The sequence below is a fragment of the Streptomyces sp. 2A115 genome, assembly GCF_052245575.1.
GTDB lineage: Bacteria > Actinomycetota > Actinomycetes > Streptomycetales > Streptomycetaceae > Streptomyces.
The window spans coordinates 1-24,039 of record NZ_JBQQCG010000016.1; the positions used below are offsets into that span (position 1 = coordinate 1).

At 69.2% G+C, this 24,039-nt stretch carries 19 protein-coding genes and 1 pseudogene; 7 read left to right on the forward strand and 13 right to left on the reverse strand.

The window, feature by feature from the left end; translation table 11 throughout:
* Positions 1-423 precede the first annotated feature (423 nt).
* On the forward strand, positions 424-1,758 hold the full coding sequence (locus ACTWQR_RS16205; RefSeq protein WP_443227761.1) for an ROK family transcriptional regulator: 1,335 nt from the start codon (positions 424-426) through the stop codon (positions 1,756-1,758).
* Between the two features lie 74 nt (positions 1,759-1,832).
* Here the strand turns inward: ACTWQR_RS16205 and ACTWQR_RS16210 are convergent, their stop codons facing one another.
* From ACTWQR_RS16210 to rhaI, 13 genes and pseudogenes are all read right to left on the reverse strand, one after another.
* The gene (locus ACTWQR_RS16210; RefSeq protein WP_443227762.1) at positions 1,833-2,405 is read right to left on the reverse strand and encodes a hypothetical protein; all 573 of its coding nucleotides are present in this window, start codon (positions 2,403-2,405) and stop codon (positions 1,833-1,835) included.
* 251 nt (positions 2,406-2,656) lie between these two features.
* Positions 2,657-3,274, reverse strand: coding sequence for a TetR/AcrR family transcriptional regulator (locus ACTWQR_RS16215; RefSeq protein WP_443227763.1), 618 nt, complete (start codon positions 3,272-3,274; stop codon positions 2,657-2,659).
* Positions 3,275-3,383: 109 nt separating this feature from the next.
* Positions 3,384-5,447 (reverse strand): galactose-binding domain-containing protein, encoded by a 2,064-nt coding sequence (locus ACTWQR_RS16220; protein ID WP_443227764.1) that lies wholly within the window; start codon positions 5,445-5,447, stop codon positions 3,384-3,386.
* A 376-nt stretch (positions 5,448-5,823) separates the two neighbouring features.
* A complete protein-coding gene (locus ACTWQR_RS16225; protein ID WP_443227765.1) occupies positions 5,824-6,540 on the reverse strand; it encodes a zinc-dependent alcohol dehydrogenase in 717 nt (238 codons plus the stop codon).
* A 255-nt stretch (positions 6,541-6,795) separates the two neighbouring features.
* Positions 6,796-7,686 (reverse strand): squalene/phytoene synthase family protein, encoded by an 891-nt coding sequence (locus ACTWQR_RS16230; RefSeq protein WP_443227766.1) that lies wholly within the window; start codon positions 7,684-7,686, stop codon positions 6,796-6,798.
* 103 nt (positions 7,687-7,789) lie between these two features.
* Positions 7,790-7,987 (reverse strand): annotated as a pseudogene (locus tag ACTWQR_RS16235) (SAM-dependent methyltransferase); the annotation flags it as partial.
* A gap of 40 nt (positions 7,988-8,027) precedes the next feature.
* Positions 8,028-8,996 (reverse strand): lytic polysaccharide monooxygenase auxiliary activity family 9 protein, encoded by a 969-nt coding sequence (locus tag ACTWQR_RS16240; RefSeq protein WP_443227767.1) that lies wholly within the window; start codon positions 8,994-8,996, stop codon positions 8,028-8,030.
* 149 nt (positions 8,997-9,145) lie between these two features.
* Positions 9,146-9,814: a LutC/YkgG family protein gene (locus tag ACTWQR_RS16245; RefSeq protein WP_443227768.1), complete on the reverse strand. Its 669-nt coding sequence runs from the start codon at positions 9,812-9,814 to the stop codon at positions 9,146-9,148.
* Positions 9,811-11,289 carry a LutB/LldF family L-lactate oxidation iron-sulfur protein gene (locus ACTWQR_RS16250; protein ID WP_443227769.1) on the reverse strand — a complete coding sequence of 493 codons (1,479 nt, stop codon included), beginning with the start codon at positions 11,287-11,289 and terminating at the stop codon, positions 9,811-9,813. Before ACTWQR_RS16250 ends, ACTWQR_RS16245 begins: the two co-directional genes overlap by 4 nt.
* 34 nt (positions 11,290-11,323) lie before the next feature.
* A complete protein-coding gene (locus ACTWQR_RS16255; RefSeq protein WP_443227770.1) occupies positions 11,324-12,079 on the reverse strand; it encodes a (Fe-S)-binding protein in 756 nt (251 codons plus the stop codon).
* 175 nt (positions 12,080-12,254) lie between these two features.
* Positions 12,255-13,709 carry a rhamnulokinase gene (locus ACTWQR_RS16260; RefSeq protein WP_443227894.1) on the reverse strand — a complete coding sequence of 485 codons (1,455 nt, stop codon included), beginning with the start codon at positions 13,707-13,709 and terminating at the stop codon, positions 12,255-12,257.
* 14 nt (positions 13,710-13,723) lie between these two features.
* On the reverse strand, positions 13,724-15,763 hold the full coding sequence (locus ACTWQR_RS16265) for a bifunctional aldolase/short-chain dehydrogenase (protein ID WP_443227771.1): 2,040 nt from the start codon (positions 15,761-15,763) through the stop codon (positions 13,724-13,726).
* Between the two features lie 193 nt (positions 15,764-15,956).
* Entirely contained in the window at positions 15,957-17,117 is a 1,161-nt protein-coding gene (rhaI, locus tag ACTWQR_RS16270) for an L-rhamnose isomerase (protein WP_443227772.1), read from the reverse strand.
* Between the two features lie 283 nt (positions 17,118-17,400).
* Here rhaI and ACTWQR_RS16275 point away from each other — a divergent pair, with 283 nt between their 5' ends.
* The 6 genes from ACTWQR_RS16275 to ACTWQR_RS16300 all read left to right on the forward strand — a co-directional run bounded on the left by ACTWQR_RS16275 (position 17,401) and on the right by ACTWQR_RS16300 (position 23,974).
* A complete protein-coding gene (locus ACTWQR_RS16275; protein WP_443227773.1) occupies positions 17,401-18,918 on the forward strand; it encodes a sugar ABC transporter ATP-binding protein in 1,518 nt (505 codons plus the stop codon).
* A complete protein-coding gene (locus tag ACTWQR_RS16280) occupies positions 18,915-19,955 on the forward strand; it encodes an ABC transporter permease (protein ID WP_443227774.1) in 1,041 nt (346 codons plus the stop codon). Before ACTWQR_RS16275 ends, ACTWQR_RS16280 begins: the two co-directional genes overlap by 4 nt.
* A complete protein-coding gene (locus tag ACTWQR_RS16285) occupies positions 19,948-20,961 on the forward strand; it encodes an ABC transporter permease (RefSeq protein WP_443227775.1) in 1,014 nt (337 codons plus the stop codon). Before ACTWQR_RS16280 ends, ACTWQR_RS16285 begins: the two co-directional genes overlap by 8 nt.
* A gap of 67 nt (positions 20,962-21,028) precedes the next feature.
* Complete coding sequence (gene rhaS / locus ACTWQR_RS16290; RefSeq protein WP_443227776.1) at positions 21,029-22,111, forward strand: rhamnose ABC transporter substrate-binding protein; 1,083 nt, start codon at positions 21,029-21,031, stop codon at positions 22,109-22,111.
* Between the two features lie 63 nt (positions 22,112-22,174).
* On the forward strand, positions 22,175-22,495 hold the full coding sequence (locus ACTWQR_RS16295) for an L-rhamnose mutarotase (protein ID WP_443227777.1): 321 nt from the start codon (positions 22,175-22,177) through the stop codon (positions 22,493-22,495).
* Between the two features lie 57 nt (positions 22,496-22,552).
* Complete coding sequence (locus ACTWQR_RS16300) at positions 22,553-23,974, forward strand: BNR repeat-containing protein (RefSeq protein ID WP_443227778.1); 1,422 nt, start codon at positions 22,553-22,555, stop codon at positions 23,972-23,974.
* Positions 23,975-24,039: the final 65 nt, after the last annotated feature.

A 24,039-nucleotide genomic window follows, 5' to 3' on the forward strand; every position in this document is an offset into this window, starting at 1 on the left:
ATCCAGGCGGTCATCGCGCTGGCCCGGCGACGGGCGAGCGTTCTGTGGGCACTGCTGCGTGACGGACGGGTCTTCACCTCCACCCCGCCGGTCACACAAGCGGCTTGACTTCGTCATTGAGACTCCTAGGCGTGACGGGACGGGGGAGCTGACGGCGGGGCCGGCCGGTGGGGGAGACGTGGTGCATGAGGCCGCGATGGTGTGCGGCGCGACGGAGGCGGCGCGAGGAGGGTATGAGGACGCCGTGGACGGGGCCGGGATCGCGGTGGGTCCCGCGGGCGGCGCAGGGTCTCGTAGTTCGATAACGCAGTTGCGTTTTATAATCGGAGGGAGCCAGGCACGCGTCAAGGACTCATGGCTGGATTGTTATCGTCGGGGCGGTCCGAACCGGTCCCGTTGTGCCGCTCCACAGGAGGTTGATCATTGGCCACGTCCAGGGACCGCTCCCCTTCCACGGCCCCCGCCGCGCAGGCGCTGTGGCCGCTCGGCGGGCTGCCGGAGCCGAGCTCTCCCGGGCGCGAACTGCCCGCGGTGGTGGGCGTCGCGGACCTGCGTGCCACGAACGCCGCGGCCATCCTCGCCGCTGTCCGCTCGACCGATCCGCACCCCCGGCTCTCCACACTGGCCGAGGCAACCAAGCTCTCCCGCCCCACAGTTGAGGCGATCGTCGAGGAACTCACCGACCGCGGCCTCATCGAGGTCGCCCCGGCCGTGTCCGCCCGTGGCCAGCGGTCGCCCGGCCGCCCGGCCCGCCGGTTCCGCTTCCGCCCGCACGCGGGCTTCGTCATCGGCGTGGACGTACGAGCCCGCTCGGTGAGCGCCTGCCTGGCCGACCTCGACGGCCAGGCGGTGGCCGTCGAACGCAAGGCGGTGCGCGCCGACCTGGGCGGCCCGGCCCGCGCCCGCGCGGTGACCGCGGTGGTGCGACGCGCGATCGACCGCTCCGGAGCCGACGTCCGCCGAGTGTGGGCCGCGACGGTGGGCACCCCCGGCCTGGTGGACCGGAGCAACACCCGTATCCGGCAGGCAGACAACCTCAAGGGCTGGGCCGAGGCGGACATCGTCACAACTCTCCGCGACACCCTGGGCTGCCCGGTCGCCGTGGAGAACGACGCCAACCTCGCCGCGCTCGGCGAGCAGTGGCGCGGAGTCGGCGGCGCGGCCGACGAGATGGTCTTCGTCCTGCTCGGCGAACGCCTCGGTGCGGGCGTCATCACCGGGGGACGCCTGCTGCGCGGACACCGCGGTGCGGCCGGTGAGATCGGCTTCATCCGCTTCCCCGGCAGCGCCTCGGCGCAGCCCGGCCTCGAACCCCTGGTCCCGGACGCCGTCGCCCCGGGCCCGGCCGGCCCAGCGCGTCACACCGGTGCCGACATCGTCCGCGGCGCCGCTTCGGGGGATCCGGAAGCGGTCGCGGCCATCACGTCGTACGGGCGGAGGCTGGCCGCCGGGATCGCCCCGGTGCTGCTCGCACTGGACCCGGCGCTCGTGGTGCTGGGCACCAGCCTCTTCCCTGTCCCCGGACTGCTTCCGGCGGCGGAACTCCTCCTGGGTGCCGCCGAGGAGGAAGCCGGCAGTCTCCTCGTCGATCTGCCGCAGTGGCGGCTGTCCGCCCTGGGAGACGAGGCCGTGATCACCGGCGCGGTCCGCTTCGCCCTCTCCTCCGTCGAAGAGGTGCTCCGCACCCGGCCCACCAGCCTTCCGGCCGAGGGTGCGCTCGGCGGGCCCCCGGGCCTGGAGACGAGGCCAGAGCGTTAGCTACTTGCGCCCGAGAAGGACACTCCCGGCGCTGCCGACGTCCGGCCCGCCGACTGCCCGCCCCCGGCGCCGGGTCAGAGGGCGAATGTCTCGGTCAGGCGCACGCTGTAGCCGTCGTCTTCCATCAGGAGGACGGTGACGCCGAAGGGGGACGGGTGGTCCAGCTCCAGCGGGGTGAAGGAGAAGCTGACCGCGGCCTGGATCGGCGGGACCAGCTCGCCGCCCGGTCGCGGGGCGAGCGCGGGAAGCCACTGGGGCTCGGCCGAGGTCCCGTCCTCGGGGGAGCGGGACAGGAGTTGCTCGGAGTAGGGGAACTGGTGGAGGACGTGGCCCTCTTTCGTGGCGTGCACCATGTTCAGGCAGGGCGCCGGGCCGACGACCGGCAGCCCGCAGGCGGTGGCGACGTCATGGGTCTCCCAAGTGAGGACGACTTCGTCGGCGTCGGCCGCCGCGGCGATGTTCGAGAGCTCGGCGATGCCGGTGAGCGCGTCCTGCCCGACCGTGGTGGGGCGTACCCGGATCAGGCCGACCAACTCGCCGCGCACCAGCGGCATGATGACCGGGCGGGGCACCGCTCCCTCGCCCAGGCCCGCGGTGTACGCGTTCTTCATCGATGCGACCAGTGCGTCCCACACCTGCGTGTCCACTGACTTCCCCTCACCCACGGCACGTTCACGGTTGTGCTGACCCTGCCACGGCCGCCGGGCCACCGCCACCGCCACCGGAAGTGACCAGTCCGGAGGGCGAGGAAGGGGCAGGAGGAGAGGCAGCGAACTGGTGCGAAACTGCCGTCATTCCCGTGCACCTCGTCGCCGTGATCGGGAGCACCCCGGCGTCGGCAAGTCCACCCTGTGCCGTGCTGTGGCCGGGTGGCACTGTTGAAGGCCGTGGCGTGGCGTCAGACTTCTTGCCGGACTTCGGCCTCGTCGCGGACGAGGCCGGCGACGTGGTCGGTGATCGTGTCGAGAATGTCGGCCCAGGCCGCGTCGTCGCCGAGAACGAGGAAGTTCAGAGTCAGTCCGTCCGTCATGGCGGCCAGGTAGCGGGCCAGCACGGGGACGGGCACGCGCAGTTCGAAGTTCATGCTGTGCCGGAGCTGTTCGATGAGGTCGCCGTAGGTGTCGGAGTACAGCTCGTACTGCCGTCGTGCCAGATGCTCGAACCCCGGCTGGCGCAGGGCGTACTGCGTCAGTTCGTACGTGAGCATGTGCTCGCCGGGATGGGCGGACACATGGTCCCAGTAGGCCTGGAAGCCGGCCCGGACAGTCTCGCGAAGGGTGGACTTCGGCCGGATCGCTTCCTTCACCACCGTGACGTAGTCATCGGTGATCGTGGTGATGACGGACTCGATCAGGGCCTGCTTGGAGTCGAAGCAGTAGTGGAAGACGCTCAGTGACACGCCCGCCTCGGCGGCGATGGACCGGGTCGTCGTCCTGGAGACACCGTCTCGGGTCATCGCGCGGATCGCAGCTTCGGTCAGCTGCCGACGCCGCTCGGCCGACGGCATCCGGGCCATGTGGGTTTCCTTCGCTTTCGTGTCCCGCAGGGGGAGGCGGCCGGGGGGGGGGGGGGGGGATCAGAAGACCTGATCCGGCCGCCCCGGCCTGGACCCTACCTCGGTGCTGTCAGTTGCTGTAGACGCCCACTTCCTGGAGGGAGTAGCCCCATTCGGTGCCGCGATCCAGCCCGTGGACGCGGACATAGCGGGCCGACACGCCGGTGAAGCTAGCCGTGTCCAGGCCGCCGTCACCCGTGGTCGTGGACCATACGGACCGCCAGTTCGTGCCGTCGGTGGAGAGCTCGACGCGATAGGCCTTCCCGTAGGCACGCTCCCAGTCGAGGGTGACGCGCTTGACGAGACGTGCGGACCCGAGGTCGAGGCGGAGCCACTGGTCGTCGCTCCAGTCGCTCGCCCAGCGGGTGCCCGTGTCGCCGTCCACGGCCCTGCCGGGGGCGTAACTGGTGAACGGGTTCGACTCCGAGGAACTGGCCGACACGGACGAGCCGTTGGCAAGGTTGACCCCGGCCTTGTGGTTCTCGGACGCCCCCCAGGTGCCGAGGTAGGACTCGGCGCCCCGCAGGAGGTCGTCCACGACGCCCTGGCCGCCGACGAGCCGTATGTCCTCCACCCAGTCCGGGACCAGGCCGTAGTGCGCGGCGCCGTCGGTGTTGAGGTTCCAGGTGCGCTCGCCGGTGGTCTGCTTGTCGAGGACGGCACTGCCGTCGGCGCTGCGGAAGGGGTACTGCACGGGGTTCGGGGTGTCCGCGCCCCGGGGGGCCGGCCAGCCGCCGATGCCGTTCATGTCGGTGCCGTAGCCATAGCCGACGTTGTACTTGTCGCGCAGCGCCTCCGTGCGCTTCGCTTCCTCGACGAAGTCCTCGGAGCCGTGCATGTACTGGGCGATGAAGCCGCCGAGACGGTAGACCCGCTCGGTCCAGTTCAGGTCCATCCAGCTGTGCGAGGAGAGCACACCGGGGTACGACTCGGACTCGAGGATGTCGAGGGCCTGGCCGGTGGCCTTGACGCCCATGTGGTCGATCTCCAGCATCATCTTGCGTTTCATCATGCCGCGTACGGCGTACTCGCCGAGTTCGGTGAGACCGCGGGTGTTGCACTGCGCGTCCCCGGCGTACGACGGGACCTCCACACCGTCCGGCAATTCCTTCTCCGCCTCGGGTGCCGCCGCGCCCCCGATGGGGTTGTCGTGCTGCGGACCGGTGCACTTCTCCGTCTGCCAGAAAGTGCCGGTCGACAGGAACTGGCCGACGTTGATCGCCGTACCGAGACCTTCCTCGTCGAAACGGACCCCGCACAGGGCATTGTCGAACTTGTGGCACAGGAACATGCTGCGCACGCCCAGCTCGTGCAGCTCGTCCAGGCCGCGGTCGATATCGGCCTTGCTGCACTGCGGAACGTCCAGGATCTGCTTGCAGCCGAACGGCTCGGAGGTCTCGACGCCCAGAATGACGGCCAGTTTGCCCTGCTGGACGACCGAGCGGGCCTGCGCGCTGTCGGTGACGATCCTGAACCAGCCCTTGCCCGTCCCGCCGTACATCTTGTCGATGTACGCCTGCATGTCATACGTCAGCTTCGCCTGCAGGCGGATCGAGGTCATCTCGTCGCAGCCGCGGTCCTTGAAGAAGTAGACCGAGCAGATCACGCCGTTGGTGACCAGGTCGTTGACGAGCACCCGCTGACCGCCGCGCCAGGCCCTTTCGACCCAGGCGTAGTAGTTCTGCTGGTGGGTCATCGAGTCATAGGCCGGCCAGTCCTTGAACGTCGGCCATCCGTCCGGGTCGTGCCTGCCGTCGCCGCCCTTGGTGATGAAGTCGAAGACCGCGAGCGAGCCGTCGGGATAGTGCTCGGGGCAGTCCTTGAGCGCGTCGGCGACCCCCAGTTCGGAGAACGGCTTTCCACAGATGAGCCGGCCGCCGAACGCCTCGTTGGACATCAGGTGGTTGTGCGCGTCGACCAAGCCCCGTACTTGCCCCTGGGGGTCGGTTCCCTTGAAGGGCTCACCGGTGGCATTGATCTGGGAGTCCGGTGCGGGCCGCGCGACCGGGTTCCACCAGTCCGTCTCGGCCGCGGAACTGGACGTGGTGCCGAGCGTCATGGCCATCAGGATGAGGAGCAACGACAGAACCGTGATGGGTTTACGCCTGCGGTGCGGCTGTCCGGTCATGGTCATCCCTCACGTCTTCGGTCGGTGGAGGGCGCAGTCGATGAGCGTGACTGTCAGGGGCGTTGTGACTGTGGGTGACTGTCAGGGGCATGGCGACTCACGATTGATTGTCATGACTCGCACAAGCAATGGGATGAGGATCGCGACTGTCGCAAACAGAGTCAAGAGTCCCGGACAGATGACCTGATGGCCTGGGGGTTGCGCCGAGAGCTGGAAGGCCCGGACTGCTGTGTCGCCGACGCGCTCGGCTTGAAGGCCCGCTGAAACCACCTCGGCCTGAAGGCCCGCCACGACACCGGTACCCGCTTGCGCCGACCGCCGCGCCCAGAGTGCGCCGAGGCCCCCCGTCCTTGGGCGGGGGGCTCTCCGGTCGCTTTGGGGCTCAGTCCTCGTCGTCGAAGGTGACGACGATTTTTTCGGCGGCGCCGGGGGTGGTGGCGAGGAGGAAGGCTTGTTCGACGTCGGTGAAGCGGACGCGGTGGCTGATGAGTTGGGCGAAGCGTTCGTGGTGTTGGGCGAGTTCGGGGGTGACTTCGAAGATTTCTGTGGGGTAGCCCTGGGAGGCGATGAGGGTGAGTTCGCTGCGGAGCATGCCGCCGAGGTCGATGGTGTCGGATTTCTTCTGGACGGCGACCATGACCATTTTGGCGCCCCATTTGGCTGCGGCGATGGTGGCGTTGAAGACGGCGGGGGCGCCGGCGGCGTCGATGTAGATGTCGGTGCCGGCGCGGGGCTGGCCGAGGGCGTTGGCGGCGGGGCCGTGCAGTTCGGTCAGGCGGGCGGTGATGTCTTCGGTGGCGGAGTTGATGACCGCGTCGGCGCCGATGGCGAGGGCGGTCTGCAGGCGTTCGGGGATGACGTCGGCGACCACGACGTGCTGTACGCCGCGGAGTTTGAGCCAGATGGTGGCGCCGAGGCCGATGGGTCCGGCGCCGAAGACGACGACGGTGTCGGTGGGGCCGGCTTGGGAGCGGTTGACGCAGTGGCGGGCGACGGCCATGGGTTCGTTGAGGGCGGCGACGTGGTAGGGGACGGTGTCGGGGAAGACGGCGACGCTCTCGCCGACGGCGGCGTTTTCGATGAGGAGGTATTCGCTCATGGCGCCGTGCTCGCCGCCGCAGCCGATGATGCCGGTGGTGTTGCTGGTGCTTCCCGACGGACGACCTCGCTGTCGATTCCCTACGGAGCGATCATTCGCAATTCCTAATTGGCAGCCGAGTCGTCGTGGGGCGCCGGGCGGCCAATCAGTTGAAGCCACCAGCGGCAAAGCGCTCACAGCCACACCCGGCACCCCTGGGCGGGCCAACCATACGAGGGGCTCACCACGTCCCGCAGAACAACGTAGGGGAAGCGCTCACCGGGACCGCCCGGCCAGCAGACGCAGGCACGCCACCGGGCGGTCCCGCACCGGACGCCGGGCGATCGCCGCGCCCAGAGCGGTCACGGACTCCAGTCGCTGATGGTGCAGGTTCACCACGAAACGGATCAGCCTCTGGTGCTCGTCCGGGAAGAGACCGAGAATCACGCCGGCCTCGCGGAGTGTGGCGCGCGCGGCTTCGGCTGTGGCCGAGACCAGCGCACGGACTCCCGGCAGGTCGTGTCCCTTTTCGAGATCGGAGCGTGTGATGCCGTACCGGTCGAGATCGCTGACGGGCAGGTACATGCGTCCGTCCCGCAGGTCCTCCGCCAGGTCGGTCAGGATGTCCGTACGCTGGCCCGCGTCGGCGAACAGCCGACAGGCGGCGGCGAACTCGGCGCTGCCGCCACCGCGGTGGACGAGCCCCGACGTGATCATCAGGAACGGCCAGCTGAGCTGCTCCACATACCGTTGGTAGTCGGCCTCGGTGGCGAACCCTTGGAAGTCGAGGTCGATCCGCGCACCGGTCAGGTACGAGTCGACCCATCGGTGCGGCAGTTCACGCGCCGACGCGGTGTGAAGGAACGCACGCAGCAACGGATGCCGGGCACTCCCCGAACTCAGCGCCGCACGTACCTGCTCGGCCCACACTTCATAGCGGCGCGTGCGTTCCTGGACCGTTCCCCGGTCACAGATGTCATCGGTGAACGACGCGAACGCGTATCCGGCCAGCACATGAGGCTGGAAGGAGGCGGGCGCCATCAACCGCACCGCCAGATACGCGGCCGGCTCCCTGCGCCGCATGAACCGCGCGACCTTCATGTAGTCGTCCCGCAGTTCGCCCCGGTGCGCGTCCGCCGATTCCAGACAACTCCGCCAGGTTTGCACGCGTATTCCCCATGAGATAGCCAATTGTCATAACGAAAGGGACGCACCGAGTGCCAGTCGAGCCGACTGGGGCCATCGACATCGTGCTGTCCGAACAGGCACTCTACGGCTTGCGTGCCACTCCGCCGAAGCCGCCGACCTCGCGGGGACGGTCGTCCGTGGCGCTGCCGGATTCCGCCGGTCCGGGGCCCCACTGGGCGACGGAGACCAGGCCGGGATCAAGGAGCGCCAAGTCCTTGAAGGAACGGGCGAGTTGATCGTGACGCAGGCGCCCGACGAGGCCGGAGGTTACGTAATTTTCAGAGGCCGTACGACTTCTGCCGCCGCCACAGCCACGCGCTTCACCGGCGCCGGCGCAGCGTGAACGCGGCGCCCGCCGTGATCAGGAGGCCCGCCGTGCCGCCCGCGATGAGGGGCAGGGCCAGAGCACTTCGGCCGTCGTCGGAGCTGGCGGAGGAGACGGCCTCGCCGGGTGCGCTGGTCACGTCGTCGTCCGACGGCTCCACCGGAGTGCCGGTGACGTCGGCCGGGGACTTCGAGGGAGGAGCGGGCTTGCCCGTGACCTCCGCCGGGGCGGGCTTCGTCGGCGGCGCCGCGGGCGTCTCCGTTGCCGGGGCGGCGGCCTCGTCCTGCCCGGCACCCACCTCCTCCTCGGCACCGGAGCCCTCTCCCGCACCAGTGCCCTCCTCGGCTCCGGGGAAGACCACGTCCGAGCAGGAGTAGTACGTGTCCGGCGTGCTCGTGTTCTGCCAGATCGTGTAGAGCAGATGGCGCCCGGTCCGGTCGGACGGCAGCTTCGCCCGGATGCGGTAGGCGCCGTTCACGAGCGCCGGGTCGGTGGCCGTCGCGAAGGGCTGGGACGGCAGGTCCGACCAGGTGAGCGGCTTCGTCGGGTCGTAGCCGTCCTTCGTCAGATACAGCTTGAACGTGCCCGTGTGCGGAATCGTCGACCGGTAGGTGAGCGTGAGGTTCTCCCCCGCGGTGAGCCGTGTCGCGGGCCAGTCGGCGCGGGCCAGGTCGAGGCCCCGGTAGGCGTCGAGTCCCCCACTGCACAGCTCGCCGTCGGGAACGACCTCCCGGTCCCGGCCGCCGACACCGGCGAGGCGCAGGTTGTCGAAGGCGGCGACTCCGGAGGCGATGGCCGCCCGGCAGGCCGCCGACCCCGCCTGCTGCCCGCCGTCGGGGGAGCAGGCCACCACCCGGCTGACCGGATCCGTCGGTGCCCCGTGCGCGGCGGCGGGCGCGGCGGCCCACACCGTGAGCAGGAGCGGGGCCACTCCGACGAGAGCGGCGGTGCGGTGTGAGGTCATGCGGCGGATCTCCTCCTCGGCACGGCGTGCGGGGGCAGTCCCGTTGATCCGGTCCGGCCCGCTGCCCCTGAAGTACGGGGAACACGCGACGTCCGTTCAACGCCGCCTCCCACGCCCGCCGTTCGGCACCGCGGTTCAGCACTCGCCCTCTACGACGTGACGTCCGCCCTGGGCCGACCGCTCACCAGCACCACCTCCAGGGTGCGCGGACCGTGCACCCCCTCGACGCGGTCCAGCTCGATGTCGCTGGTCGCCGACGGACCGGAGATCCAGGTCAGCGGGCGGGCCGGGTCGAGGCGCTCCAGGCCCTGGGGCACCGAGGAGACGACCTGGTCGGGAACCCGCACGACACAGACGTGGTGATCCGGGACCAGCGTGATACGGCGGCGGCCCTGGTCCGGGCCGCCGTCCAGCACGATGGTGCCGGTCTCGGCGATCGCCACCGCGCAGGCGGTGATGACGCTGTCCACGCGGTCCAGTTCCGCCGCCGTACTGTCGAGCCGGTCCGGAACACGGGTGACGTCCGTCGCCGCCAGCCAGCCCTCGTCCAGGCCGACCGGTACGAGCACCGACATCGAGCCTCGTGCGGAGAGCAGCCCGGCGATCACCTCTGCCAGTCCGTCGGTGTCGCAGCGGTGCACGATCGCCCGATAGTCCGCCAGGTTCTCGGCCAGCAGCTCGACCGTCTCCTCGACACTCCGGTCCCCGTGCTCGCGCAGATACCCGCGCTCAAACGCCTGGTCGTACGGCGTGTCGTCCCGTGGGACATCGGCGAGCGCGCGCCGCACCCGGGCCAGGATCAGCTCTCTGCTGCTCACTTCGCGTCCTTTCCGCCGTTCGTACGTTTCCACCAGTCGCGGAAGGGCTCCGCCGGTACCGTCGGCAGATCACGGGTGCCGCTCCACGCCTTGCCGGGCCCGGGCAGCGTCCGCGGATGGAAGCGGCGCGTCCGGGACGCCAGCCGCTGGCCGGTGCGCAGCGCGCCCGGGTGGCTGAAGGCCCAGCGTGCGGCACGCATCGCCGCCCGCTCGGCGGCGTGGCCCTTCGCGGGCTTCAGCACGACCTTGGCCCCGTCCCGGGTCGCGGGACCGCCCTCGACGACCCGTTCCCGCAGGTGCACCAGCACCTCCGGGATGTCGATGGCGACCGGGCACACGTCGTAGCAGGCCCCGCACAGCGACGACGCGTACGGGAGTGACGCGTCGATCTCGCTTTCCGTGCCCCGGAGTTGAGGGCTGAGAATGGCGCCGATCGGGCCAGGGTAGACCGAGCCGTACGCATGGCCGCCGGCCCGCTCGTACACCGGGCAGACGTTGAGACACGCCGAGCAGCGGATACAGCGCAGGGCCTGGCGGCCGACCTCGTCGGCCAGCGTGTCGGTGCGGCCGTTGTCGATCAGGACCAGGTGGAAGGTCTGGGGGCCGTCCTCGTCGGTCGTGCCCGTCCACGTGGAGGTGTACGGGTTCATGCGCTCGGCCGTCGAGGAGCGGGGGAGCGTCTGGAAGAAGACCTCCAGGTCCTGCCAGCGGGGCACGATCTTCTCGATGCCCACGACCGAGATCAGCGTCTCGGGGAGGGTGAGGCACATACGGCCGTTGCCCTCGGACTCCACGACGACCATCGTGCCGGTCTCGGCGACCATGAAGTTGGCGCCGGAGACGCCGACCTTGGCGCGCAGGAACTTCTCGCGCAGGTGGAGGCGTGCGGCTTCCGCCAGCTCAGCCGGCGTGTCGGTCAGGCCCTCGGGAGCCGGGCGGCCCCACTCGCTCATCTCGCTCGTGAAGATGTCGCGGATCTCGCCGCGGTTGCGGTGGATGGCCGGGACGAGGATGTGGGACGGCCGGTCCTTGCCCAACTGCACGATGAGTTCGGCGAGATCGGTCTCGTAGGCGTTGATGCCCTCGGCCTCGAGTGCCTCGTTGAGGCCGATCTCCTGCGTGGCCATCGACTTGACCTTGACGACCTCCGTCTCGCCGGTCGCCTTGACGAGATAGGTCACGATCCGGTTGGCCTCGTCCGCGTCGGCGGCCCAGTGCACGGTGCCGCCGGCCGCCGTGACGGACTCCTCCAACTGGACGAGATACCGGTCGAGATGACGGAGTGTGTGGTCCTTGATCTGCTTGCCGGCCTCGCGCAGCTCGGCCCAGTCGGACACCTCCGCGACCGCGGTGGCACGCTTGGCGCGGATCGTGTGGGTGGCGTGGCGCAGGTTGCCGCGCAGCGTCTGGTTGTGGACGGCTTCGTGCGCGGCCTTCGGGAAGGACGGCATGCCGACGAAAGTGCCACCGCTCATGCGCTCGGCTCCTCTCCACTTCCGCTGTTCCCGCTCATACCAGCGGCTCCTCTTCCGTGCTCGCCAGGATCTCCGCGATGTGCACCGGCCGCAGGTCCGTCCTGAGCCGGGTCATGGTGCCCCCGATGTGCATGAGACAGGAGTTGTCGGCGGCACACAGCACCTCGGCGCCCGTCGACTCGGCGTTACGCACCTTGTCGGCACCCATCGCCGCCGATACATCGGAGTTCTTGACGGCGAACGTGCCGCCGAAGCCGCAGCACTCGTCGGCGCCGGGCAGCTCCTTCAGCTCAAGTCCCTTGACGGACTGCAGAAGCCGGCGAGGCCGGTCGCCGAGGCCCAGGCTGCGCAGGCCGTGACAGGTGGGGTGGTAGGTGACGGTGTGCGGGTAGTACGCGCCCACGTCCGTCACGCCCAGCACGTCCACCAGGAACTCCGTGAGCTCGTACGTCTTCGGCACGACCGGCGCGAGCGTGGCCGCGAGGGTGTCCCCCCGGCCCTCGGCGCGCGCTCGCTCGCCCATCCTCGGATACAGCTCCCGCACCATCGCGCCGCACGACCCGGAAGGCGTCACGATCGCTTCGTACTCACCGAATACATCGGAGAAATGCCGAGCCAGCGGCTCGGCCTCATGCCGATACCCGGTGTTGTAGTGCGCCTGCCCGCAGCACGTCTGCGCCATCGGGAAGTCGACGTCGACGCCCAGCCTGGTCAGCAGTTTCACCACTGCGCGGCCGGTATCCGGATAGAGCGTGTCGTTGACACAGGTCAGGAACAGGGCGACACGCATCGCAGCTCCTTGGGATCGATCATCGGATGAGTGCAGGGTACGCGGCGAGGCGCTTTGCTGGAATGAGGTGCGTCGACCGCGGGGCGTTTGTGCCTGGGCGCGCCCCGCGGCGGAGCCGCAGATCGATAGCGCACCGCGCCCCTCAGAGGCGCGGGTGCTGGGGCGGGCTTCTGTGTCATCGCCCGGCGAGTCGGGCTTCGGCCGCCTGCCATGCCGCGGTGGTGCCCCGTGGCTCGTACCGCTCCAACGGCTGCGTACGGACCAGCAGTTCGCGCATCGACGCACGGTCGCCGACTTGGCCATGTGCCCGGGCCTGAACGAGGATGTTGCCCAGCGCCGCCGCCTCCGCCGGGCCCGCCACGACCGGCAGGCCGCAGGCGTCGGCGGTCAGCCGGCACAGCAGGGCGTTGCGGGTGCCGCCGCCGACGATGTGCACGACGTCGACCGGGTGGTCGGCGAGCGACTCCGCCTCGCGGATCGCCCGGCGGTGGGCGAGCGCGAGCGAGTCGAGGATGCAGCGCGTGATCTCGGCGGGCGACTCCGGTACAGGCTGCCCCGAGTCTCGGCAGGCCTCGGAAATCCGGGACGGCATCCGGCCGGGGGCCAGGAAGGTCGCGTCGCCGGCGTCCACGACGGACCGCAGTGGCGGGACCTCGGCAGCCTCCCTCAGCAATATGGACAGGTCCGGGCTGCCCCATTCCCGTACGCACTCCTGAAGCAGCCACAGCCCCATGATGTTCCGCAAATAGCGGACTGTCCCGTCCAGGCCCAGCTCGTTGGTGAAGTTGGCCGAGCGGCTCGCCTCGGTGAGGACGGGCGCTTCCAACTCCAGGCCCGCGAGGGACCAGGTGCCGGTGCAGATGTAGGCGAAGCGTTCGTTGCCCACGGCCGGCACGGCGGCCACCGCGGAAGCGGTGTCGTGCGAGCCGACGGCAGTCACCGGCACCGGGCCGGTCAGCCCGGTCTCGTCCAGCACGCGCTGCTGGAGGAGACCCGCCGGATCGCCGGGACGCCGCAGGGGGGCGAACAGCTCCAGGTCGATGCCGAGGCGTGCCGCGACATCATGCGACCAGTCGCGGGTGCGCGGGTCGATCAGCTGGGTGGTCGAGGCGTTGGTGAGCTCGGTGCCGGCCTCGCCCGTGAGCCAGTACGTCAGTAGGTCGGGGATGAGCAACAGGCGGCTCGCGTGCGCCAGTTGGGCCGACGAACGGGCCGCCACCAGCTGGTACAGCGTGTTGAAGGGCGCGTACTGGAGCCCGGTCGCGGCGTACAGCTCGGCGGCGGGCACGGTGGCCCACACCTTCTCCGCGACGCCCTGCGTACGGGTGTCCCGGTAGTGCACCGGGTTGCCGAGCAGCGCCCCGTCCGCGTCGAGCAGGCCGTAGTCCACGGCCCAGCTGTCGATGCCGACCGAGTCGAGCCGTCCACCGCAGTGGGCGCCCGCCGCGCGCAGCCCGTCGAGAATGCCCCCGTACAGGGAGAGGATGTCCCAGCGCAGGCCCTCGGGGACCCGGACCGGCCGGTTCGGGAAGCGGTGCGCCTCGGTCAGTTCCAGCGACTCGGGGCCCACGCGGCCGACCATGACGCGCCCGCTGGACGCGCCGAGGTCGACCGCGGCGTACGACTTCACAGCGGTCACCCGCGTCACCGGAGGAACGCGGCGGCGACGCCGGCGTCGACCGGGACGTGCAGACCGGTGGTGTGCGTCAGGTCGCCGCCCGTCAGGGCGAAGACGGCGTTGGCGACGTGCTCGGGCAGTACTTCGCGCTTGAGGATGGTCCGCTGGGCGTAGAACTCGCCGAGCTTCTCCTCTTCAATGCCGTACGTGGCCGCGCGCTGAGCGCCCCAGCCGCCCGCGAAGATCCCGGAGCCGCGGACGACTCCGTCGGGGTTGACGCCGTTGACCCGGATGCCGTGCTCGCCCAGCTCGGCGGCCAGCAGCCGGACCTGGTGGGCCTGGTCGGCCTTGGTCGCGGAGTACGCGATGTTGTTCGGACCGGCGAAGACGGCGTTCTTGGACGCGATGTAGATGATGTCGCCGCCCAGCCGCTGCTGGACCATCACCCGGGCCGCCTCGCGCGAGACGAGGAACGAGCCGCGGGCCATGATGTCGTGCTGGAGGTCCCAGTCCTTGGCGGTGGTCTCGAGGAGGGGCTTGGAGATGGAGATGCCGGCGTTGTTCACGACGAGGTCGACGCCGCCGAAGGCGAGTACCGCCACCTTGAAGGCTTCGGTGATCTGCTCCTCGGAGGTCACGTCGACGGTGACGGCGGCGGCCTTGTCGGGACCGCCCAGCGCCGAGGCGACCTCGGACGCGTTCTCCCCGTTCAGGTCCGCGATGACCACGCAGGCACCCTCGGCCACCAGCCGCTCGGCGATCGCCTTGCCGATACCGCTGCCCGCACCCGTCACCAGCGCCACACGGGTGGCGAGCGGCTTGGGCTTCGGCATCCGCTGGAGCTTGGCCTCCTCGAGAGCCCAGTACTCGATGCGGAACTTCTCGGACTCCTCGATCGGCGCGTACGTCGAGACGGCCTCGGCACCGCGCATCACGTTGATCGCGTTGACGTAGAACTCGCCGGCCACACGCGAGGTCTGCTTGTCCTTGCCGAAGGAGAACATGCCGACACCGGGGATCAGCACGATCGCCGGATCCGCGCCGCGCATCGCGGGGGAGTCCGCGTCGGCGTGCCGCTGGTAGTAGGCCGCGTACTCCTCGCGGTACTCGGCGTGCAGTTCCTTCAGCCGGGCGATCGCCTCGGCGAGCTCCGCCGTCGGCGGCAGGTCGAGGACGAGCGGCCTGACCTTCGTACGGAGGAAGTGGTCCGGGCAGGAGGTGCCGAGGGCGGCGAGACGCGGGTGCTCGGCGCTCGCGAGGAAGTCGAGGACGACCCCGGAGTCGGTGAAATGGCCGACCTGAGGCCGGTCCTGGGAGGCCAGCGACCGGATCACCGGCGCGAGCGCCGCGGCCCGGTCCCGGCGCTCGCCGGCGCCGAGAGCCGCGTACCCCTCGATGACCGGACCGAAGGGCTCGGGCTTCCCGCGCTCGGCGAGGAAGGCCTCGGCGGTACGGATGATGTGCAGCGAGTTGCGCTCGCACTCCTCCGACGTGTCACCCCACGCCGTGATGCCGTGGCCGCCGAGGACGCAGCCGATGGCCTGCGGGTTGGCCGCCTTGACCGCCGCGATGTCCAGGCCGAGCTGGAACCCGGGCCGACGCCACGGCACCCACACCACGCTGTCACCGAAACACTCGGCCGTCAGCTTCTCACCGTCGGCCGCGCAGGCCAGCGCGATACCGGAGTCGGGGTGCAGGTGGTCGACATGGGCGGCGTCCACCAGCCCGTGCATCGCCGTGTCGATCGACGGAGCCGCCCCGCCCTTGCCGTGCAGGCAGTAGTCGAACGCGGCGACCATCTCGTCCTCGCGCTCCACCCCCGGGTACACGTCCGTCATCGCCCGCAGCCGGTCCAGCCGCAGCGCGGCGAGACCGGACTCGGTCAGGGTGCCCAGGTCGCCGCCCGACCCCTTCACCCACATCAGCTCGACGTCGCCGCCGGTCACGGGGTCGGTGTCGGTGCCCTTCGCGGACGTGTTGCCGCCCGCGTAGTTGGTGTTACGCGGATCGGCGCCGAGCCGGTGCGAGCGGGCCAGCAGAGCGGCGGCTTCGGGATGGGGTGCCATGTTCCTAGTCCTTAGAAGAGTGTGTACGTGTGTTCAAGGGGCGAGGAGAGCGCCCCTTCAGCGGCGCGGGAGCGGGGCGCGCCCCGTCAGGGGCGCGGGACTGTGACATATGCGGCTCCGCCGCGTGGGCGCGACCAGCCCCATGCGGCCCGCAGCCCGCAACGGTCCTCGCGTGCCAGACGAGACGCAGCGATCACGCCCCCCATCCAGCCTGCTGTCCGCCCACCCGCTCCTCAGCGATCTTCTCCGCCCACCCGGAACGGCGATACGCGGTGATCGGGTCACCATCCAGCCCCAGCTCCCCCCGAACCTCCGCCACCAACGGCCGCACGTCCGTGTTGTACGCGTCCATCACCACGGCATTGGCCCCGAGCACGTCACCGGACCGCTGCGCCACCGCCAAGGCTTCCGCGTCGACGAGCAGTGCCTTCGCGGTGGCCTCCTGGACATTCATCACCGAACGAATGATCGCCGGGATCTTCGCCTCGATGTTGTGGCACTGGTCGAGCATGAACGCGACGTCCGGCGTGAACCCACCCCCACGAATCACCTCGTACATGATCCGGAACAGCTGGAAGGGATCGGCCGAACCGACCATCAGGTCGTCGTCCGCGTAGAAGCGCGAGTTGAAGTCGAACGCTCCGAGCTTCCCCTCCCGCAGCAGCGTGGCGACGATGAACTCGATGTTGGTGCCCGGAGCGTGGTGCCCGGTGTCGACGACGACCTGCGCCTTGGGGCCGAGCTTGAGGCAGTGCGCGTACGCCGTACCCCAGTCCGGGACGTCCGTCGTATAGAAGGCGGGCTCGAAGAACTTGTACTCCAGCAGCATTCGCTGGTCGTCCCCGAGCCGCTCGTAGACCTTCGCCAGACCCTCGGCGAGCCGGTCCTGGCGCTCGCGGATGTCGTCCTGACCGGGATAGTTCGTGCCGTCCGCGAACCACAGCTTCAGGTCCTTCGAACCCGTCGCGTCCATGATGTCGACGCACTCGATCAAGTGGTCAAGGGCCTTACGGCGCACCGTGGCATCGGGGTGGCAGATGCTGCCGAGCTTGTAGTCGTCGTCCTGGAAAGTGTTGGAGTTGATCGCGCCCAGCCTCAGGCCGCGCTCCTCGGCGTACTTCGCCAGGGCCGCGTAGTCGTCGACCTTGTCCCACGGGATGTGCAACGCCACGGTCGGCGCGACCCCGGTGTACTCGTGCACCTTCGCGGCGTCGTCCAGCTTCTCGAAAGGATTACGCGGGACTCCCGGCTGCGCGAACACCTTGAAGCGGGTTCCCGAGTTCCCGTACGCCCACGACGGCGTCTCGATTGCCTGTGTCTTGAGAGCGGCCTTCACCGCGGCAAGCTCGGTCACTTCAGGGCTCCTGTGACTTCAGTGGTGACATCGGGTCTGAACGCCTTCAGTACGACTGCACTCTGAAACGATTCAGCAGGCTGAAGCTATGAGCCACCCGAAGGGCTGTCAACCCCTCCGGTCAATACGGCTCTCCGTGACTCTGTTGTGACCTTTGGGTATCGAAAATTTCGGTCGGGACCCATTGACGTGACCTGCGTGACCTGCCTAACGTCCCGGCAACCTAGTTGAAACCTTTCACGACGTCGTGAGGCCTCTCCGCCCGCGTCGTTGAGGAGCTCCCATGACCCACCGGTCCGACGCGGGTCCGGCACCCGTGCTGGCACTCAAGGACATCTCGAAGTCCTTCGGTGCAGTACGCGCCCTGCGGGACGTGTCCCTTGAACTGTTCCCCGGCGAAGTGCACGCACTCGCCGGTGAGAACGGCGCGGGCAAGTCGACCCTCATCAAGACGCTCGCCGGCGTGCACCGACCGGATGCCGGTCAGGTGCTGCTCGACGGCGAGCCCACCGTCTTCCACGGTCCCGCCGATGCCCGGGGCGCGGGCATCGCGGTGATCTACCAGGAGCCCACTCTCTTCCCCGATCTCTCGATCGCCGAGAACATCTTCATGGGCCGCCAGCCCCATCGCACGCTCGGCCGGATCGACCACAAGGCCACGCACGCCGCGACCCTGGCCCTGATGAAGCGTCTCGGTGTCGAACTGGACCCCGACCGCCCGGCGCGCGGCCTGTCCATCGCCGACCAGCAGATCGTCGAGATCGCCAAGGCGCTCTCCTTCGACGCCCGCGTCCTGATCATGGACGAGCCGACCGCCGCCCTCACCGGCAGCGAGGTGGCCCGCCTCTTCGGGGTCGTCCGCACCCTGCGCGAGCAGGGCTCGGCCGTGCTGTTCATCTCGCACCGTCTGGAGGAGATCTTCCAGATCTGCCAGAGCGTCACCACCCTGCGCGACGGCGCCCTGATCTCCAGCGAACCGCTGGACGGCATGACCGAGGACGACCTCGTACGCCGCATGGTCGGCCGCGATCTCGACGAGCTCTACCCCAAGCAGGACGTAGAGGCGGGTGAAGTCGCCCTGAGCGTGCGGCGGCTGACCCGCGAGGGTGTCTTCACCGACGTCTCCTTCGACGTCCGGCGTGGTGAGATCGTCGGTCTCGCCGGGCTCGTCGGCGCCGGGCGCACGGAGGTCGCCCGGGCCGTCTTCGGCGTCGACCGCTGGGACGCCGGTGAGGTGGAGATCGACGGACGGACGCTGACGAACGGCGCCCCGTCCACCGCGATGGCTGCCGGGCTCGCCCTCGTCCCCGAGGACCGGCGCGCCCAGGGCCTGGTGATGGACATGTCCATCGAGCGCAACATCGGCCTGACCGGGCTGCGCAAGACGGTCAAGGCGGGCTTCATGGACCGCGGCGCCGAGCGCAGCCGCTCACTCGACTGGGCGGTCAAGCTCCAGGTCAAGTACGCGCGGATCGCCGACACCGTGTCGACGCTGTCCGGCGGCAACCAGCAGAAGGTCGTCCTCGCCAAGTGGCTGGCCACCGGCCCGAAGGTGCTGATCGTCGACGAGCCGACCCGTGGCATCGACGTCGGTACGAAGGCCGAGGTGCACCGGCTGCTCAGCCAGCTGGCCGCCGACGGCGTGGCCGTCCTGATGATCTCCTCCGATCTGCCCGAGATCCTCGGCATGGCCGACCGCGTCCTCGTCATGCACGAGGGCCGCCTCACCGCCGAGATCCCACGCTCCGAAGCCACCGAGGAAACCGTGATGGCCGCAGCCACCGGGAGGGCCGCCGCATGACGGTGACTGCCCCGAACCCCGCCCCCGCCGCCGAGGTGCCCAAGTCCAGCGGCACCCGGCTGGTCGACCGCGTCTTCAAGATGCGTGAACTCGCCATCCTGCTCGTCTTCCTGGTGATGATCGTCATCACCCAGATGGGCAACAGCGAGTTCCTGTCCGAGCAGGGCATCAAGGACCTGCTGCTGAACGCCACGATCCTGATGCTGGTCGCCACCGGTCAGTCGCTGGTCGTGATCACCCGGAACGTCGACCTGTCGGTCGGCTCGACGCTCGGCATCAGCGCCTTCGCGGCCGGTACGTATCTGCAGGGCGGCGGAAACCCCGTCGTCGCGGTGGTCCTCGCGATCCTGCTCGGGATCGGCTGGGGACTGGTGAACGGGCTGCTCGTCAGCCTCGGCCAGGTGCCCGCCCTCGTCGTCACCCTCGGCACGCTCTACATCATCCGCGGCATCGACTCCATCTGGGTCGGCTCCCGGCAGATCACGGCGGCCAACCTCCCGGACGGCTTCATCGACTTCGGCTCCGGCGGCATCTCGGCCGTGCCGTGGCTTGCGATGATCGCGCTGGTGGTGCTGATCGCGACCGCGTACTACCTCAAGCACTTCGGCAGCGGGCGCGAGCTGTACGCGCTCGGCTCCAACCCCGAGGCCGCCCGCCTCGCCGGCATCCCCGTGCGCAAGCGGATCCTGGCCGCGTACACCTTCTGCGGTGCCCTCGCGGGACTCGCGGGCGCGCTGTACCTCGCCCGGTTCGGCAACGTCGACTCCGGCACGGGCAACGGCTACGAACTCACCGTCGTCAGCGCGGTCGTGGTCGGCGGCGTCGTCTTCACCGGCGGCTCCGGCAGCGTCTACGGCGCGGCTCTCGGCGCGCTGCTCCTCACCTCCATCAACAGCGTGCTGCCCGCCCTCGGCGTCAGCTCCGTGTGGGTGCTCGCCATCAACGGCATCCTGCTCATCCTCGCCATCGCGGTCGACCGGATCGTCGCCCTGCGCGTGGCGTCCGCCCTGAAGAAGAGGAACGCCCGCCATGGCTGACTCCGCTCTCGCGCGCGCCGTCCGCTGGGACACGGTCGTCGGCGCCCTCCTCATCGTCGTACTGCTGCTGTCCTTCGGGACCGTGGACGGCTTCGGCAACGCCCTCAACCTGTCCTTCCTGCTCGGCAACACGCTGCCCATCGCACTGATCGCCCTGCCGATGACCCTGCTCGTGGTGTCGGGCGAGATCGACCTGTCGGTCGCCTCCACGGCCGGTCTGTCCGGCGCGGTGATGGGCGCGCTGTGGAACCAGGGCATGACGATCGAGGTGATCATCCCGATCTGCCTGCTCCTCGGCGTGGTGTGCGGGCTGATCAACGGCCTGCTGGTGACGCGGCTCGGACTGCCGTCCCTCGCCGTCACCATCGGTACCCTCGCCGCCTACCGGGGCATCGCGCAGATCGTGCTCGGCTCGGACGCGGTGACCGACTTCCCCACCCAGTACCTGGACTTCGCGGCCGGACGCATCAGCGACACCTTCATCCCGTACGCGTTCCTGCCCTTCCTCGCGCTGCTGGCGATCGCCGTGATCGTGCTGCACGCCACGCCGTTCGGGCGCTCCCTGTTCGCGGTGGGCGCCAACGAGGAGGCCGCGCGGTTCGCCGGCATCCGCGTCAAGCGGCAGAAGCTCATCCTGTTCACCGTGACCGGGCTGATGGCTTCACTGACCGGCATCTTCTGGGCGCTGCACTACGCCAGCGCCCGCTTCGACAACGCCACGGGACTCGAACTCTCCGTCGTGGCGGCCGTACTGCTCGGCGGCATCGACTTCGACGGCGGCAAGGGCACGCTCGGCGGCGCGATCGCGGGAGTCTTCCTGCTCGGCGCGCTGCAGAACGTGATGAGCCTCCAGGACGTCTCCGCCCAGTCGCAGATCGTCGTCACCGGCGTTCTGCTCGTCCTCTCCGTGCTCGGCCCTCGGGTCGCACGTCAGATCTCCGTCGCGAGGGCCGGGCGCAGAGCCGCCTCAGCGCCGGTGTCCAAGGCCCCCACGCCGACCGTGTAAATCCCATCCACGGCCCAGTAACTCCCACCCTGTAGCCCCTCAAACTCACCCTCGTAAGGAAACAGTCATGCGCAAGTCATCGATCCGCCGTACCGGCGTGGCCCTCGCCGCCGTCACCTCCCTCGCCCTCGCCGCCACCGCGTGCGGCGGTACCACCAAAGAGGACGTGAGCAAGGACGGCGCCTCCGCCGCCGCGACCGGCAAGGCCGACGCGGGTGCCGAACTGAAGAAGGGTCTGACCATCGGCTTCCTGCCCAAGCAGGTCAACAACCCGTACTTCACCAGCGCCGACAAGGGCGGCGAGAAGGCCGTCAAGGAGCTGGGCTCCACCTACAAGGAGGTCGGCCCGAGCAGCGCCACCGACACCTCCGGCCAGGTGTCCTACGTCAACACGCTCACCCAGCAGCAGGTCGACGCGATGGCCGTCTCGGCTCAGGACCCGGGCGCCCTGTGCACCGCGCTCAAGCAGGCCATGAAGAACGACATCAAGGTCGTCACCTACGACTCCGACACCAAGGCCGACTGCCGCAACGCCTTCGTCTCGCAGGCCAGTGCCGAGGACCTCGGCCGCACCGAGGTGCAGCTGCTCGCCGAGCAGATCGGTTACAAGGGCGAGATCGCGATCCTTTCCGCCGCGCAGACCGCGACGAACCAGAACGTCTGGATCGACTTCATGGAGGAGGAGCTCAAGGATCCCAAGTACAAGGACATGAAGCTCGTCAAGGTCGCCTACGGTGACGACGACGCGCAGAAGTCCTTCCAGCAGACCCAGGGCCTGCTCCAGGAGTACCCGAACCTCAAGGGGATCATCTCCCCGACCACGGTCGGCATCAAGGCGGCCGCCCAGTACCTGTCCGGCTCGAAGTACAAGGGCAAGGTCAAGCTGACCGGCCTCGGCACCCCGAACGACATGCGCAAGTACGTCAAGAACGGCACCGTCGAGGGCTTCGAGCTGTGGGACCCGGCGAAGCTCGGTGAGCTGGCCGCCCGCACCTCGGTCGCGCTGGTCTCCGGCCAGATCACCGGCAAGGAGGGCGAGTCCTTCAAGGCCGGCGACATGGGCGAGTTCACCATCGGCAAGGACGGCGTGATCAACCTCGGCAAGCCGACCGTGTTCAACAAGGAGAACATCGACCAGTTCAACTTCTAGCCGTCGGGCCCTTGGCCGTTCGACGTCGAGTTGTTCAACTTCCAAGATCCCGGAGGGTCGTTGATGCAGCGCGTGTGTTTCCTGCTGAAGGTCAGGGCGGAACGCCTCGACGAGTACCGCGAGCGGCATGCCGCCGTGTGGCCCGAGATGCTCGAAGCACTCTCGGCCACCGGCTGGCACAACTACTCGCTCTTCCTGCGGGAAGACGGCCTGCTGGTCGGCTACTTGGAGACCGAGGACTTCGCGGCCGCGCAGGCCGGCATGGAGGCCGCCGAGGTCAACGCCCGCTGGCAGGCCGAAATGGCGCCGTTCTTCGAATCGTTGGACGGCGCCAGGCCCGACGAAGCCATGAAACCCCTCACCGAAGTGTTCCATCTGTCTTGACCGCCTTAGCCCGTCCCCTGCCTCGTTCGCCCCCTCCCGCACAGGAGCCCCCCGGACATGAAAAGACGCACGCTGCTGACGGCCGCCCTGCTGAGCACCGTGGCCACCCCCGGCCTCGCCGGTATCGCCCGGGCCGCCGACCCCGGCCCCTCGCTCACCCAGACCGGCAGCACCACGCTCGACAACCAGGCCCTCTTCTTCGTCTCCTACGACGGCCTGGTCAACAACAACTCGTTCCAGAAGAACGGTCTGCTGACCTACAAGGGCTACCAGTACGCCGTCTGGTACACCGCCGACCGCAACGCCGTCGTCGGCCGTCGCGTGTTCGGCTCGAACACCTGGTCCACCGTCAAGGTCGGCCACACCCTCCGGTACAACGACTCGCACAATGTCATCTCCATGGGCATCTCCAAGGTCGACGGCCGGCTGCACCTCAACATGGACTCCCACAGCGACGGCTTCACCTACGTGAAGTCGGTGGCGGGGCTCATGGACAACCCCGCCGGACTGAGCTGGACCACGAGCCGCTTCGGCGCCCCCCAGTCCACGCTCGACGGGCTCGCGCTCACCTCGCAGTTCACCTACCCGCAGTTCGTCTCGACGCCCGAGGGCCGGCTCCAGCTGAGCTACCGCGTCGCCATCTCGGGCAACGGCCGCAACGCCCTCGCCGAGTACGACGGCACGTCCTGGACCAACCTCGGCGAGTGGACCAGCTCCACCGGCACGTACACCAGCGAGCACGGTTCCAGCACGGCCCGCAACATGTACCTGCACGGCATCGACTACGACAAGAACGGCCGCCTGCACTCCTTCTTCACCTGGCGTGAGCAGAACGGCGCCGTGATGTGCAACAGCGGCGGTATCACCAACCACGACACGGGCTACGTCTACTCGGACGACCGCGGCCGCACCTGGCGCAACAACGCGGGCGCCGTCGTCGGCACCACCGGCAGCTCTGACCGGGTCTCCGTCACCGACGCCGGACTGGTCGTCGACGCGCTCAACCCGGACCACTCGCTGATGAACCAGGAGAGCCAGTTCACGGACTCCGCCGGTCAGCCGCACGCGCTCATCAGCTACGTACCCGGCCGCTTCGGCCAGTGCACGACGAACTACGTCAACAACCGCACGGCCAACGGCCGTGTCTTCCACGTCCGCAAGAACTCTTCGGGCGCCTGGCAGAAGACCGAGATACCGGTGCCCCTGAACTCCAGCCAGCGCACCAAGCTCATCCTCGACAAGTACGACAACGCGTACGCGATCTTCCCCTTCTGCCGTATCGCCGCGGCATCCAAGGCATCCGGGTACACCGACTGGAGGATCCTGTTCGACGGCGCCGGGCTGAACGCCTTCGGTGAGGTCGTGATCGACGAGTCCCGGATCTGGCAGGACAACTTCCTGTCGATCATGTACCAGGAGAAGTCCAGCGGTACGACGCCCTCGGCGCTCCGCTCGGTCAACTTCAGTCTGCCCGCCTGACCGCAGCCATCGGTGGTGGTCAGGCCGGTAATGTGAGGCCTGCCCACCACCCCCCGTCACTTTTG

Excerpts from the sequence above, each read along its gene's own strand:
- ACTWQR_RS16215 (WP_443227763.1), bottom strand. The coding sequence starts at position 3,274 with ATGGCCCGGATGCCGTCGGCCGAGCGGCGTCGGCAGCTGACCGAAGCT.
- ACTWQR_RS16220 (WP_443227764.1), bottom strand. The coding sequence starts at position 5,447 with ATGACCATGACCGGACAGCCGCACCGCAGGCGTAAACCCATCACGGTT.
- ACTWQR_RS16225 (WP_443227765.1), bottom strand. The coding sequence starts at position 6,540 with ATGAGCGAATACCTCCTCATCGAAAACGCCGCCGTCGGCGAGAGCGTC.
- ACTWQR_RS16240 (WP_443227767.1), bottom strand. The coding sequence starts at position 8,996 with ATGACCTCACACCGCACCGCCGCTCTCGTCGGAGTGGCCCCGCTCCTG.
- ACTWQR_RS16250 (WP_443227769.1), bottom strand. The coding sequence starts at position 11,289 with ATGAGCGGTGGCACTTTCGTCGGCATGCCGTCCTTCCCGAAGGCCGCG.
- ACTWQR_RS16255 (WP_443227770.1), bottom strand. The coding sequence starts at position 12,079 with ATGCGTGTCGCCCTGTTCCTGACCTGTGTCAACGACACGCTCTATCCG.
- ACTWQR_RS16265 (WP_443227771.1), bottom strand. The coding sequence starts at position 15,763 with ATGGCACCCCATCCCGAAGCCGCCGCTCTGCTGGCCCGCTCGCACCGG.
- ACTWQR_RS16275 (WP_443227773.1), top strand. The coding sequence starts at position 17,401 with ATGACCCACCGGTCCGACGCGGGTCCGGCACCCGTGCTGGCACTCAAG.
- ACTWQR_RS16280 (WP_443227774.1), top strand. The coding sequence starts at position 18,915 with ATGACGGTGACTGCCCCGAACCCCGCCCCCGCCGCCGAGGTGCCCAAG.
- ACTWQR_RS16285 (WP_443227775.1), top strand. The coding sequence starts at position 19,948 with ATGGCTGACTCCGCTCTCGCGCGCGCCGTCCGCTGGGACACGGTCGTC.
- rhaS (WP_443227776.1), top strand. The coding sequence starts at position 21,029 with ATGCGCAAGTCATCGATCCGCCGTACCGGCGTGGCCCTCGCCGCCGTC.
- ACTWQR_RS16295 (WP_443227777.1), top strand. The coding sequence starts at position 22,175 with ATGCAGCGCGTGTGTTTCCTGCTGAAGGTCAGGGCGGAACGCCTCGAC.
- ACTWQR_RS16300 (WP_443227778.1), top strand. The coding sequence starts at position 22,553 with ATGAAAAGACGCACGCTGCTGACGGCCGCCCTGCTGAGCACCGTGGCC.